10 protein-coding genes are annotated in these 12,896 nt (G+C 69.1%); 5 read left to right on the top strand and 5 right to left on the bottom strand.

The annotated features are described in order from the left end of the window. Positions 1 to 88 precede the first annotated feature (88 nt). Positions 89 to 1,141 carry a mannose-1-phosphate guanylyltransferase/mannose-6-phosphate isomerase gene (locus VFQ64_RS15465; protein ID WP_325104243.1) on the top strand — a complete coding sequence of 351 codons (1,053 nt, stop codon included), beginning with the start codon at positions 89 to 91 and terminating at the stop codon, positions 1,139 to 1,141. On the opposite strand, the gene VFQ64_RS15460 is transcribed toward VFQ64_RS15465, so the two are convergent. From VFQ64_RS15460 to VFQ64_RS15440, 5 genes are all read right to left on the bottom strand, one after another. Next, positions 1,128 to 2,768: a DUF6311 domain-containing protein gene (locus tag VFQ64_RS15460; RefSeq protein WP_325104242.1), complete on the bottom strand. Its 1,641-nt coding sequence runs from the start codon at positions 2,766 to 2,768 to the stop codon at positions 1,128 to 1,130. The two genes, VFQ64_RS15465 and VFQ64_RS15460, sit on opposite strands and share 14 nt — an antisense overlap. 332 nt (positions 2,769 to 3,100) lie before the next feature. After that, positions 3,101 to 4,744 carry a chaperonin GroEL gene (gene groL / locus VFQ64_RS15455; protein WP_325104241.1) on the bottom strand — a complete coding sequence of 548 codons (1,644 nt, stop codon included), beginning with the start codon at positions 4,742 to 4,744 and terminating at the stop codon, positions 3,101 to 3,103. Positions 4,745 to 4,819: 75 nt separating this feature from the next. Continuing rightward, on the bottom strand, positions 4,820 to 5,107 hold the full coding sequence (gene groES, locus VFQ64_RS15450) for a co-chaperone GroES (RefSeq protein ID WP_056531718.1): 288 nt from the start codon (positions 5,105 to 5,107) through the stop codon (positions 4,820 to 4,822). A 114-nt stretch (positions 5,108 to 5,221) separates the two neighbouring features. Beyond that, entirely contained in the window at positions 5,222 to 6,625 is a 1,404-nt protein-coding gene (locus VFQ64_RS15445) for an MATE family efflux transporter (protein WP_325104240.1), read from the bottom strand. Between the two features lie 75 nt (positions 6,626 to 6,700). Next, a complete protein-coding gene (locus VFQ64_RS15440; RefSeq protein ID WP_325104239.1) occupies positions 6,701 to 7,531 on the bottom strand; it encodes a phosphoheptose isomerase in 831 nt (276 codons plus the stop codon). 77 nt (positions 7,532 to 7,608) lie between these two features. On the opposite strand from VFQ64_RS15440, the gene VFQ64_RS15435 reads away from it, so the two are divergent. The 4 genes from VFQ64_RS15435 to ligA all read left to right on the top strand — a co-directional run bounded on the left by VFQ64_RS15435 (position 7,609) and on the right by ligA (position 12,880). Beyond that, positions 7,609 to 8,607: an outer membrane protein assembly factor BamD gene (locus tag VFQ64_RS15435; protein WP_325104238.1), complete on the top strand. Its 999-nt coding sequence runs from the start codon at positions 7,609 to 7,611 to the stop codon at positions 8,605 to 8,607. A gap of 187 nt (positions 8,608 to 8,794) precedes the next feature. Continuing rightward, positions 8,795 to 10,453, top strand: coding sequence for a DNA repair protein RecN (gene recN / locus VFQ64_RS15430; protein ID WP_325104237.1), 1,659 nt, complete (start codon positions 8,795 to 8,797; stop codon positions 10,451 to 10,453). After that, a complete protein-coding gene (locus VFQ64_RS15425) occupies positions 10,450 to 10,770 on the top strand; it encodes a hypothetical protein (protein WP_325104236.1) in 321 nt (106 codons plus the stop codon). The genes recN and VFQ64_RS15425 overlap by 4 nt, the downstream gene beginning before the upstream one ends. A 40-nt stretch (positions 10,771 to 10,810) precedes the next feature. Beyond that, positions 10,811 to 12,880, top strand: coding sequence for an NAD-dependent DNA ligase LigA (gene ligA / locus VFQ64_RS15420; protein WP_325104235.1), 2,070 nt, complete (start codon positions 10,811 to 10,813; stop codon positions 12,878 to 12,880). Positions 12,881 to 12,896: the final 16 nt, after the last annotated feature.

Genomic DNA, 12,896 nt, shown 5'->3' with positions numbered 1-12,896 from the left:
ACCGACACCCTGCCGGCGCTCCTACGCGGGCATTGGCAAACGAAGCGTGAAGGTTGGTCTGTTGGCTGATCTGCATTAGAGCTGCGCCATGAGCGTTCGTCAGATCATCCCCGTGATCCTCTCCGGCGGATCGGGCACTCGGTTATGGCCGATGTCCCGGCCCGAGCGTCCCAAGCAGCTGCTGGCGCTCACCGCCGAGCAAACCATGCTTCAGCTGACCGCCGGCCGGACCATCGGCGACGCCTTCGCGGCGCCGGTCGTGGTGGCGAACGCCCGGCATGCCGATCTGGTGAGCGAGCAGCTGACCGCGGCGGGTATCGTAGCGCAATGCGTGTTGCTGGAGCCGGTCGGCCGTAACACCGCGCCGGCGATCGCACTCGCGGCCTTGGCGACGGGTGGCGGCGAGGAAGCCTTGCTGGTGATGCCGTCGGACCACGTCATCGCCGATGTCGACGCCTTCCACGCCGCCGTCGCGCGCGCCTTGCCGCTGGTCGCGCAGGGCTGGCTGGCGACCTTCGGCATCGAACCGCAGGCACCCGAGACCGGCTATGGCTGGATCCAGCGCGGCGATGCGATCGGAGAGGGTGTCTTCCGCGTACGCCGCTTCGTCGAAAAGCCCCCCCGCGATGCGGCCGAGGCAATGCTCGCGGCAGGCGATCATAGCTGGAACGGCGGCATCTTCCTGTTCCGCGCCGACATGTATCTTCAGGCGCTGGCCCAGCACGCGCCCGCGATTCTGGTCGCTGCAGAGGCGGCGATGAGGAAGGCGACTACGCAAGGTTCTCACCTGATCCCCGATGGAGGCGAGTTCGCCGCCTGTCCCGACGAATCGGTCGACTATGCCGTGATGGAGAAAGCCGATCGCGTCGCGGTCGTGCCCGTGGCGATGGGTTGGAGCGATGTCGGCAGCTGGGATGCGCTCCACGCAATCAGCGATCGCGATGCGGCCGGCAACGCGCATGGGGGCGATGTGGTCGCGATCGACACGCGCAATTGCCTCGTCCGCAGCGACGGAGTTCGCGTCGCGCTGGTTGGCGTGGAGGATCTGATCGTCGTCGCCGCGGGCAACGACGTGCTGATCCTGCCGCGCGGGCGCAGCCAGGAGGTCAAGAAGCTGACCGAGTTCCTCAAGAACAGCTAGCGGGCGGCGCGATCCGGGCCGGGGGGATGACGCGGACGCTGTCGATCGACCGGATACGTCCAGCGACCGCTGCCGGCGCTGCCTCATCGCCCAACAGGACATAAAGGCGCGTCGGCACGAGCCGTCCGGCGCGGAATGCCGCAGCGTCGGCGGCCAACCGCCGGCGCGTCGCGAGCGCCAGACGCGACGAATAGGTGTAGCGCGTCGGGCGGCAGGCGAGCACGGCTCGCCAGCTGATCTCCTGCATCAGTTGCAGGTCGCGGAATGGCTCGGCCGGCTCGAACTGCACGTCCCCTGCCTGTGCGATCAGCCTTTGCCAGGCTGGATCGGTGGTACGCGCATAGACTTGGCCGCTATCGGCCCGCGCGCTGGTGGCTCTGACGGCGCTCAGCATCGGTGCGAGATCGACGACCTGCAACGCCAGCGCGCTGGTCAGCACCAGCGCCGACTTGCGCCATGTGGTCGCGCAGACGATCGCCGCGAAAGCAAGGGTGTAGGTCAACGGCCACAGCAGCCGTCCCGACGCCCGAACCGGATCGAGCGCATCCACGAGCCAGCCCGGCAGCCCGCCGAGAAACAGCGGCTGTCCACGCCAGACCGGCGCCGGTCCGATCGCCACCAGCGCCAGGACGGCATACGCCGGCAACAGCCATGCGAGGCGGCTCAGCAAGGCGCGGCGTTGCTCCTCCAGACGTCCGGTCGCGACCTGCAGCGCGGCGAGCGCCACCAAGACGAGAAGTCCGGCGCCGAGATAGTTGAAGCCCTCGAACCCTCGCCCCTCCGGCATGGCGGGCGAGGAGAACGACAGCGCCGTGTAGCCGGGGTTGGCCGGGTTCCACCAGGCGTCGAGCGCCGCGGGAAACTGGCCATAGCTGTGGGTGGAGCCATAGGGCCCGCCGAACGCGTCGTTCAGCCATAGCAGTGCCAGCGCAGGTAGCAGCGCCGCGGCCGCACCAGCCAAAGTCTTCAATCGATCACGTCCGCGGACCCACTGCTCCAACAGCGCGCTCGCCCAGACGGCCGCGACCATCAGCAAAAAATAGCTGTGCACCAGCGCCGCCACCGCCAGAATCGCCGCCCACCAGGCCGGCCGCGCAGCCCGGCCCGGGTCCACATAGACCCACAGCGCCCATAGCAGCAGCCACTGCGCGCACAGGCTGGGATGGCCGTAGCGGTTGAACAGCACCGGCATCGCCGCGAGCACCGCCACGCCCGCCCAGGCGGCGATCGGCTCAGCGGCGTAGCGGCGGATCAGCGCCGCCGCGAACCCGACCTGCAGCAACACGCACAGCAGATACCAGGCACCGAGGAACTGCGTTCCGGGGGGCAGCAATCCCGACCAGGGTTTGAGCAGCAGGCCCAGCAACGGGATGCTGTCGGTGAACAGCAGCGTGGTGCCGTCCGGCGCCAACAGCAGCGACTGATGCAAGCCGGGGCCGCCCGCGCGCAGGTAAGCGGCGAGGCCCAGTGCGCTTTGCCCGCGATCCTCACCGATCAGCAGCCAGCCGACGTTGGTGGGCCACAGCACCGCCGGGTGCATCCACGCCAGGTAGAGGAGCGCGCCCATGACGAGGACGGACAGCGGAAAGGCGGCACGGCGCATCGTCGTGTTCTTTGCGCCAGCCATGGTTAACGGATCGGACCAGCCTGTCAGGGGATGTGCGAAGTTGTCGAAGTTGGCGGCATCAGCGCCAATCGTCGGCCGAAATCAGTCTCAAGGAACTCTTCACGGCGAGAAGACCGGCGCCGAAGAGCGCGAATTCGCTTGCCATGCCGGCAGGATATCATGCCGAATCCAACAAAAGAAGGGTCGGAACGCTGGTACGCTCCGACCCTTCTCATGATGGTATCGACCCGGCAAAGCCGTGCCGTGACGTCAGGCGAGACCGGCGAACGACGCCTGCCTGCTCGCCGTTCTGATCTCGTGTCGCGGGCAGCTTTCGCTGCCCGCGTGCGAAATCAGAAGTCCATGCCGCCCATGCCGCCCATGCCGCCGCCGCCCATCGGCATTGCCGGCTTGTCCTCGGGCATTTCGCTGACCGCCGCCTCGGTGGTGATCAGCAAGCCGGCGACCGACGCCGCGTTCTGCAGTGCCGTGCGCACGACCTTGGTCGGGTCGATCACGCCGGCCTCGACCAGGTTCTCGTACTTCTCGGTCTGGGCGTTGAAGCCCATCGTCGGGTCGTTGCCCTCGAGCAGCTTGCCCGAGACCACCGCGCCGTCGTGCCCGGCGTTGCTGGCGATCTGGCGGACCAGCGTCGTCAGCGACTTGCGCACGATGTCGATGCCGCGCGTCTGGTCATCGTTGGCGCCGGTCGTGCCCTCGAGCGCCTTGGTGGCGTAGAGGAGTGCGGTGCCGCCGCCGGGAACGATGCCTTCTTCGACGGCCGCGCGGGTCGCATGGAGCGCGTCGTCGACGCGATCCTTCCGCTCCTTGACCTCGACCTCGGACGCGCCGCCGACCTTGATGACCGCGACACCACCGGCGAGCTTGGCAAGACGCTCCTGGAGCTTCTCCTTGTCGTAATCGCTGGTCGTGTTCTCGATCTGCTGCCGGATCGCCTCGGTGCGGCCCTTGATCGCATCGGCTTCACCCGCACCGTCGATGATGGTGGTGTTGTCCTTGTCGATCGTGACGCGCTTGGCCGAGCCGAGCATCGCGGTGGTCACGCTCTCCAGCTTGATGCCGAGATCCTCGGAGATCATCTCGCCCTTGGTCAGGATCGCGATGTCTTCCAGCATCGCCTTGCGGCGATCGCCGAAGCCCGGCGCCTTGACGGCCGCGACCTTGAGGCCGCCGCGCAGCTTGTTGACCACCAGCGTGGCGAGTGCCTCACCCTCGATGTCCTCGGCGATGATCAGCAGCGGGCGACCCGACTGGACGACGGCTTCCAGGATCGGGAGCATCGCCTGCAGGTTCGACAGCTTCTTCTCGTGGATCAGGATGAACGGATCGGCGAGCTCGACCGTCATCTTCTCCGGATTGGTGATGAAGTAGGGCGACAGATAGCCGCGGTCGAACTGCATGCCCTCGACGACGTCCAGCTCGAAATCGAGGCCCTTGGCCTCCTCGACCGTGATGACGCCTTCCTTGCCGACCTTCTCCATTGCTTCCGCAATCTTCTCGCCGACGACGGTGTCGCCGTTGGCCGAGATGATGCCGACCTGTGCGATCTCGGACGAGCCCGAGACCGGCTTGGAGCGCGCCTTCAGGTCCTCGACGACCGTGATCACGGCGAGATCGATGCCGCGCTTCAGGTCCATCGGGTTCATGCCGGCGGCAACCGACTTCATGCCCTCGCGGACGATCGCCTGGGCGAGCACGGTGGCGGTGGTGGTACCATCACCGGCGTTGTCGTTGGTCTTCGAGGCCACTTCGCGCAGCATCTGCGCGCCCATGTTCTCGAACTTGTCCTTGAGCTCGATCTCCTTGGCGACGGTGACGCCGTCCTTGGTGATGCGCGGCGCGCCGAAGCTCTTGTCGATGACGACGTTGCGGCCCTTGGGCCCCAGCGTGACCTTGACCGCGTCGGCGAGGATGTCGACGCCGCGCAGGATGCGCTCGCGGGCGTCGCGGGAGAATTTCACGTCCTTGGCTGCCATGGTGGCTACCCTTTCAAATCTGGAAGTTCACGATGTACATGCTACGTCAGAGCCGGAAGCGGCCCCGACGAAGGTTCAGCCGACGATCCCGAGGATGTCCGACTCCTTCATGATCAGCAGGTCCTCGCCGTCGACCTTGACCTCGGTCCCGGACCACTTGCCGAACAGGACGCGGTCGCCGGCCTTGACCTCCAGCGGATGGACCTCGCCGGACTCGGAGCGCGCGCCGGTGCCGGCGGCGACGACCTCGCCCTCCTGGGGCTTTTCCTTGGCGGTGTCGGGGATGATGATCCCGCCCGCGGTCTTCTCTTCAGCCTCGACGCGGCGTACGAGAACGCGGTCGTGCAACGGACGAAAGTTCATGGAGGCGTGTCCCTCTAACGTTTGTGACAGGTTTTTGGCACTCACCGGAGTCGAGTGCCAGCAGGGCGCATATGTGACGCGCGCCACCGTCCGTCAACGGGGCTGAACAGAAATTCAGCTTGGCAGCAGGCCCAGCCGACCGCGCGCGGACCAACGCCAGATCAGTAGCACCGACACCACCGCGAGCCCCGTCGCCAGCCCCCACCAGATGCCGACCGCGCCGAGCGGCGTACGAAAGCCAAGTAGCGCGGCGGTGCCGAAGCCGATCACCCAATAGCCACCCAGCGCCACCAGCATCGACACGCGCGTGTCCTGCAGGCCGCGCAGCACGCCCTGCGCGACCGCCTGTGCGCCGTCCATCAGCTGGAACACCGCCGCCACGCCCAGCAATTTGATCGCGAGCGCCTCGGCGGCGGCGGTGTCGGGCAGTTCGCGATCAAGATATACGGCGACGAACAGCCCCGGCACCGCCCAGGTGATCAGCGCCGTCACCGCCATCACGCCGATGCCCAGCATCAGCGCGGTGTTGCCGGCGCGCGCGATCCAGCGATGGTCGATGGCGCCATAGGCCATGCCGACGCGGATCGTCGCCGCCTGCGCGATGCCGAACGGGATCTGATAGATCACCGCAGCGACGTTGAGCGCAACGGCGTGGGCAGCGACCTCGACCGGGCCGATCAGCCCCATCAGCAGCGCCGCGCCGCCGAACAGCCCGCCTTCGAAGGTCCAGGTCGCCGCGATCGGCGCGCCGAGCCTCGCCACCTCGCCCATGCGCGCCCAGTCCGGCCGCCACCAGCGACCCCACAGCTGGAAACGCCTGAGCCGCCGGTCCAGTCGGAAGATCGCGGCATAGGCAAAGCACATCGCGATCGACACCAGCACACCCGCGAGTGCGGAACCCTCGAGCCCCAGCGCCGGCATCCCGAGATGGCCGAACACCAGCGCCCAATTGCCCAGTATCGCGACGCCGAGCGCGAGCGCGGTGACGACAAAGGCCCAGCCTGCTCGCCCGAGCGCCGCGGCGGTCAGCCGCATCAGCCCGGAAGCGACCGCGAAGGGCACGCCCCAGGCGGCGATGCGCAGGAACGCGCCCGCGCGCGCCGCGACCACCGGATCCTGGCCGAGCGCGACGAACAGCGCCTCGCCCTGCCACATCAGCAGCATGATCGGGCCGCTCGCCAGCGCGCCGAGCCACAGCCCGGCGCGGAACGAGCGGCGGGTGTCGCGGACCGCCCCGACCCGCCGGCCGATCCCGGCGGCGATCAGCGGCTCGGCCGCCGAGGTGAGCCCGATCAGCGCCCAGCACAGGACGTTGAACAGGAACACCGCGAGCGTCGCGGCGGCAAGCTCGGTGGTGCCGAGCCGCGCGACGAACACGACGTCGACCGCAAACACCGCCATATGGAGCAGATTGGCGCCGACGATCGGCGCCGCGAGCCGGGACAGCGCGCCGAGTTCGGCACGCGCGGACGCGGGGGCATGGCCGGCCTGCGGCGAAGGGGCGCCGGGGTGGGCCATGCGGGGGCTGTTAGCCGAGCAGTCGGAGGTTCACCACCCTGCCCTACCCTCCGCCGCGGAAGAGCCGGTTCGCGCCTATACCGTCATCCGCTGTGTGCCCGGATAAGCGAAAAGGAGATCGGCGTCGTCGCCCGACCGCACCGTTTCGCGCCCCGTCACCGTTACGCACTCACCCGCGCCGAAGGCGACGCCGGCCACCTCGCCCGCGCCCTTGATGACCACCAGCCACCCGGTCCGCCCTTCCTCCAGCACCACCTGATGCTCGCCGCCGGCCCAGCGTTCGAGGACGAATTTCGGCCCCTCGACCTTGATCTGGCGGCCGGCGCCGGCCGGTCGCGGCGCGGCGATCGGGTGGTAGGGCTCGGCCTTCGCCACCGCCATGCCGTCGTCCAGATGCAGTTCGCGATCGCTGCCGTAATCGAACAGGCGATAGGTGGTTTCCGAATTCTGCTGCACCTCGATCAGCGTCAGTCCGCCGCCGATCGCGTGGATCGTCCCCGACGGACAATAAAGGAAGTCGCCGGCCTTGACTGCTCGCCAATCGAGCAGCGCCTCGATCGTGCCATCGCGCGCGGCCTGGGCGAGCGTGGCCTTGTCGGGGTGCCCCTTGGTGCCGAGCGCGATGGTCGCGCCGGGCTCGGCGGCGAGAATGGTCCAGCACTCGTCCTTGCCGCGTGGCAGGCCGCGCGCATGGGCCTGCTCGTCGTCGGGATGGACCTGGATCGACAGCTTCTCGCCCGTGAACAGATATTTGACGAGCAGGTCCGGCGTGTCGTCGCCCGGCGCCTTGTACCAGACTTCGCCCACCGGCTGGTCCGCGGGCGCGGCATCGGCAAAGCCGGGCCACAGATCGTGCCGGCCCCAGGGCTTCTCGACGCGATGAGTCTGCAACAGGGTGGCGGGCATGGCTTCCTTTCGGCTCGGCGCGGCAGCGGCAAAGCGGGTCTATGCCTCACCCGCGGCGCGCGCTAAAGGCCCTACCCATGCGTATCCTACGATCCCGTGCCCTCACCCTCGCGCTTCTCGCCGCCGTTGCACTCCCGCTCGCCGCCTGCGCCGGTCGCGGCGGTGCCCGTGGCGACACGCCCTATGTCGCGCGTGATGTCGGCACACTTTATTCGGCGGCGAAGACGCGGCTCGACCAAGGCCGTTACAAGGAGTCGGCGGCGCTTTTCGACGAGGTCGAGCGCCAGCATCCCTATTCGGTCTGGGCGCGGCGCGCGCAGCTGATGAGCGCCTTCTCCTATTATCTCGATCGGGACTACACCAACTCGATCCAGTCGGCGCAGCGCTTCCTGGCGGTGCACCCCGGCAACCGCGACGCGCCCTATGCCTATTATCTGGTCGCACTCGGCTATTACGAGCAGATCCAGGACGTCACGCGCGACCAGAAGATCACGCGCCAGGCGCTCGACTCGCTGGGCGAGCTGTCGCGACGGTATCCGAACAGCCGCTATGCCGCCGATGCGCGGCTGAAGGTCGATCTGGTCAATGACCATCTCGCCGGCAAGGAGATGGAGGTCGGACGCTTCTATGCGACGCGGGGTCAGTGGCTCGCCTCGTCGCTGCGCTTCCGCAACGTCGTCGAACAATATCAGACTACGACCCACACGCCCGAGGCGCTGATGCGGCTGGTCGAAGCCTATCTGTCGCTGGGTGTGCCGATGGAGGCGCAAAAGGCCGCGGCGGTGCTGGGCGCGAACTATTCGGGCACGACGTGGTATGACCGCGCGTACAAGTTGATGCAGCAGCATCCGGGTCAGCAGCTCGCCGCCGTGCAGGCGGGCGCCGCGATCCCGCCGGGGACGCCGGGTGCGCAGGCGAAGTCGCTGCCGGGTGACGCCGGCACCGGCACGGCGACTGCGGACGCGCCACGCAGTACCGATGCCACGACCACGGCACCTTCCGGTGCCGACGCCGGACCGGCGACGACCACGCCGGGGAACACCGCGCCGAGTACGACGACGCCGACACCGAACTGAGGCTTTGGCACCCTCCCCCGGCGGAAGCCGGGGCCCAGATGCTGTTATCCTAATAAGATTGCCGCTAAACCCCGGCGCGGCCGACTGGGCCCCGGCTTTCGCCGGGGAGGGATCAGGGGCAAGCTCCAAACGCAGGGACGCCGGTTCCCCTCCCGTTCCCCGACAACCCGCGCTATATGCCACCGCGATGCTGACCGCGCTTTCCATCCGTGACGTGGTGCTGATCGAGGCGCTGGACTTGCAGTTCGACGCCGGCCTGGGCGTGCTGACCGGCGAGACCGGCGCGGGCAAGTCAATCCTGCTCGACGCGCTCGGACTGACGCTGGGCGCGCGCGGGGATACCGGGCTGGTCCGGCACGGCGCGACGCAGGCGGTGGTGACCGCGAGCTTCGAGGCTTCCGGGGAGGCGCTCGCCGCGCTGCTCGCGGACAGCGGGCTGGAGGTCGAGCCCGGCGAACCGCTGATCGTACGCCGGCTGGTCAAGGCGGACGGCGGCAGCCGCGCCTTCGTCAACGATCAGCCGGCGTCCGCGGCCTTGCTGCGCGAGCTGGGCACGCATCTGGTCGAGGTTCATGGCCAGCATGACGATCGCGGACTCCTAGCGCCCGCCGGGCATCGGGCGATGCTCGACCGGTTCGGCCGGGTGGACATGCGGCCCACGGCAGACGCTTGGCAGCGGCTGCGCGCCGCCGAGGGGGCGCTGGCGGCGGCGCGGGGCGAGATCGCCACCGCTCAGGCGGACCGCGACTGGCTCGAGCACGCCGTCGCCGAACTGGAGGCACTCGCCCCGGAACCCGGCGAAGAGGAGACGCTCGCCGACCGACGGCGTGGGATGCAGCGCGCGGAAAAGGTCGCCGACGATCTCGCCACGGTGGCCAAGCATCTGGAGGGCTCGGATGGTGGACTTGCGCGCCTGCGCCAGGCGGCGCGGGTGCTGGAGCGGATCGCAGCCGATCATCCCGCGCTGGCCGATGCTCTTGGCGCGGTCGATCGCGCGGTGATCGAAGGCGCGGCGGCCGAGGACCAATTGCGCGAGGCGGCGCGCGCGCTGGAGTTCGATCCGCGCGCGCAGGAGGCGGACGAGGCGCGGCTGTTCGAGCTGCGCGCGATGGCCCGCAAGCACCGGGTCCAGCCCGACGATCTCGCGTCCCTCGCCGAAGACCTGCGCGGCAAGGTCGATCGGTTGGACGCGGGCGAAGAGGGCATGGCGGCGCTGGAAGCAGCCGTGGCGAGCGCGCGCGCAGAGTATGCGAAGGCGGCGGCGGCGCTGACCACGGCGCGGGCGGAGGCAGGCGAGCGGTTGGATATGGCCGTCGCGCGCGAGCTGAAACCGCTCAAGCTTGACGCGGCGCAGTTCCGCACCGCGATCAGCGGACTGGATGAGGATGGCTGGTCCGCATCAGGTCGCGACCGGGTCGAGTTCGAGATCTCGACCAACCCCGGCGCGCCCTTTGCGCCGCTGGTCAAGATCGCCAGCGGCGGCGAGCTGTCGCGCTTCGTGCTCGCGCTCAAGGTCGCGCTGGCCGAGCGCGGGGGCGCACGGACGATGGTGTTCGACGAGGTCGATCGCGGCGTCGGCGGTGCGGTCGCGTCGGCGATCGGCGAGCGGTTGCAGCGGCTGGCCGAGGGCACGCAGCTGCTGGTCGTCACTCATAGCCCGCAGGTCGCCGCGCGGGGGGCACAGCACCTGCTGATCGCCAAGAGCCACGATGGCACCGTCACCCGCACCGGCGTGCGTGCGCTGAATGAGGACGAGCGCCGGGAGGAGATCGCACGGATGTTGTCCGGCGCGGCGGTGACTGCGGAGGCGCGGGCACAGGCCGACCGGCTGTTGGAGGCGGCATGATGGGCAGCGAACTCACCTCTCGCGCCCATCGCCGCGAAGCTCGGATCGCGCTGGGCATGCTCCCAGTCGGGGCGACGATCACCATCGTGTCGGTGATTGCGTTCGGCGCTGTCGTCCTGCTCGCGCTCGCCGCTCCCATTCGAGGCGGGCCATGGCTGTGGACAATGCTGTGGGCGCTGGCCGCAGCGGCAGCGGCGGTGCGAAACATACTGGCCGGAATTGCAATCATGGCGGCGTTCGACTGGCGTCCGGTACCCGGCGTGTTGCTGTGGAGCGGCGTGGTCGTCGCCGGATGGCCGGGCTGGTGGCTCGGCTGAGCCTTGCGGGGGGTGGACGCCCTCCCCTACCGTCTCTGTCATGACCGCGTTGCCGACCACCGAGACCGACGCCGCCGCCGCGCTGGAGCGGCTGGCGGGCGAGATCGCGCACCACAACCGGCGCTATCACACCGAGGATGCGCCTGAGATCTCGGACGCCGAATACGACGCGCTGATGCGACGCAACCAGGCGATCGAGGCCGCCTTCCCGCAGCTCGTCCGCACCGACTCGCCGAGCCGCCAAGTCGGCGCCGCGCCGGCTGGGCATCTGGCCAAGGTCGCGCATGCGCGGCCGATGACCAGCCTCGACAATGCCTTCAGCGACGAGGAGGTGCGCGAGTTCGTCGCCCGCGTCCGCCGCTTCCTGAAGCTCGGCGATGAGGAGCCGGTCGTGCTGACCGCCGAGCCCAAGATCGACGGGCTGTCCTGCTCGCTGCGCTATGAAGGTGGCCGGTTGATCCAGGCGCTAACCCGCGGCGATGGCGCGGTTGGGGAGGACGTCACCGCCAATGTCACGACGATCGGCGACATCCCGCAGGCTCTTGCCGGCGATGCGCCGGCGATCTTCGAGGTCCGTGGCGAGGTCTATATGGAAAAGGCGGCTTTCTCCGCCCTCAACGCCCGCCTGCTGGCCGAGGGTGGCGAGGGCGCGCGCCAGTTCGCCAACCCGCGCAACGCTGCCGCCGGTTCGCTGCGACAGAAGGACGCGAGCGTCACGCGCGGTCGGCCCTTGCGGTTTCTGGCGCATGGCTGGGGCGAGGCCGGGGCGCTGCCGGGCGATACCCAGTCGGCGGTGGTCGCGGCGCTGCGAGGTTGGGGTTTTCCGATCGCCGAGGGCTTTCGCACCTGTTCGAACCTCGAAGAAGCGCTGGAGGCCTATCGCGCGATCGAAGCCGGGCGGGCAGACCTGGCGTTCGACATTGACGGAGTCGTCTACAAGCTGGACCGACTCGACTGGCAGGCGCGGCTCGGCATCGTCGGCCGCGCACCGCGCTGGGCGATCGCACACAAATTCCCGGCCGAGCGCGCGCAGACGACCTTGAACGCCATCGACATCCAGGTGGGGCGCACCGGCAAGCTGACCCCGGTGGCACGGCTGGAGCCGGTCACGGTCGGCGGCGTGGTCGTCACCAACGCGACGCTGCACAACGCCGACGAGATCGCGCGGCTGGGTGTCCGGCCCGGCGACCGGGTAATCCTGCAGCGCGCGGGCGACGTGATCCCGCAGATCGTCGAGAATCTGACCCGCCAGGAGGACCGGCCCGCCTTCGCTTTTCCGGACCATTGCCCCGCCTGCGGCAGTGAGGCGGTGGCCGAGGCCGGGGAGGTCGACATCCGCTGCACCGGCGGGCTGATCTGCCCGGCGCAGCGGCTGGAGCGGCTGCGGCACTTCGTCAGCAGAGGGGCGCTCGATATCGAGGGATTGGGCGAGAAGACGCTGGTCGAGTTCCTCGATCTTGGCTGGATCGCCGAGCCCGCCGACATCTTCCGTCTGCGCGAGCACCGCGAGGCGCTGATCGGGCGTGAGGGCTGGCAGGCGAAGTCGGTCGAGGCGCTGCTCGCCGCGATCGAGGCGAAGCGCACGCCCGATGCGGCACGGCTGCTGTTCGGGCTCGGCATCCGCCATGTGGGCAGCATCACCGCGCGCGACCTGATGAGGGCGTTCCGCACCTTGCCCGCGCTGCGTGAAGCGGCCGAGGGGGCGCGCGGCGACGATCCGGATGCGCTGCACCAGTTGCAGTTGATCGACGGCGTCGGTCCAAGCGTGATTGCGGCGCTGGGCGACTTCTTCCACGAGCCGCACAACCGCACCGCCTGGGACGACCTGCTCGGCGAGTTATCGCCACCCCCCTTCGTGGTCGCGAGCCGCGACTCGGAAGTGAGCGGCAAGACGATCGTCTTCACCGGCTCGCTCGAGACGCTGTCGCGCGACGAGGCCAAGGCGCAGGCGGAGGCGCTGGGCGCGCGGGTCGCGGGCTCCGTTTCCGCCAAGACCGACCTGATCGTCGCCGGCCCCGGCGCCGGATCGAAGCTGAAGAAGGCGGCCGAGCTGAACATTCGGGTCATCGACGAAGCGGGCTGGGCCGCGATCGTCGCCGCCGCCGGCTGACAGGTGATGCCTTTTT

Source organism: Sphingomonas sp. (assembly GCF_035714405.1).
GTDB lineage: Bacteria > Pseudomonadota > Alphaproteobacteria > Sphingomonadales > Sphingomonadaceae > Sphingomonas.
This window is presented reverse-complemented; position numbering and strand designations above follow the sequence as displayed.

Coding starts and splice junctions, on each gene's coding strand:
- VFQ64_RS15445 (WP_325104240.1), bottom strand. CDS start 6,625: ATGGCCCACCCCGGCGCCCCTTCGCCGCAGGCCGGCCATGCCCCCGCG.
- recN (WP_325104237.1), top strand. CDS start 8,795: ATGCTGACCGCGCTTTCCATCCGTGACGTGGTGCTGATCGAGGCGCTG.
- VFQ64_RS15465 (WP_325104243.1), top strand. CDS start 89: ATGAGCGTTCGTCAGATCATCCCCGTGATCCTCTCCGGCGGATCGGGC.
- ligA (WP_325104235.1), top strand. CDS start 10,811: ATGACCGCGTTGCCGACCACCGAGACCGACGCCGCCGCCGCGCTGGAG.
- groES (WP_056531718.1), bottom strand. CDS start 5,107: ATGAACTTTCGTCCGTTGCACGACCGCGTTCTCGTACGCCGCGTCGAG.
- VFQ64_RS15435 (WP_325104238.1), top strand. CDS start 7,609: ATGCGTATCCTACGATCCCGTGCCCTCACCCTCGCGCTTCTCGCCGCC.
- VFQ64_RS15425 (WP_325104236.1), top strand. CDS start 10,450: ATGATGGGCAGCGAACTCACCTCTCGCGCCCATCGCCGCGAAGCTCGG.
- VFQ64_RS15440 (WP_325104239.1), bottom strand. CDS start 7,531: ATGCCCGCCACCCTGTTGCAGACTCATCGCGTCGAGAAGCCCTGGGGC.
- VFQ64_RS15460 (WP_325104242.1), bottom strand. CDS start 2,768: ATGGCTGGCGCAAAGAACACGACGATGCGCCGTGCCGCCTTTCCGCTG.
- groL (WP_325104241.1), bottom strand. CDS start 4,744: ATGGCAGCCAAGGACGTGAAATTCTCCCGCGACGCCCGCGAGCGCATC.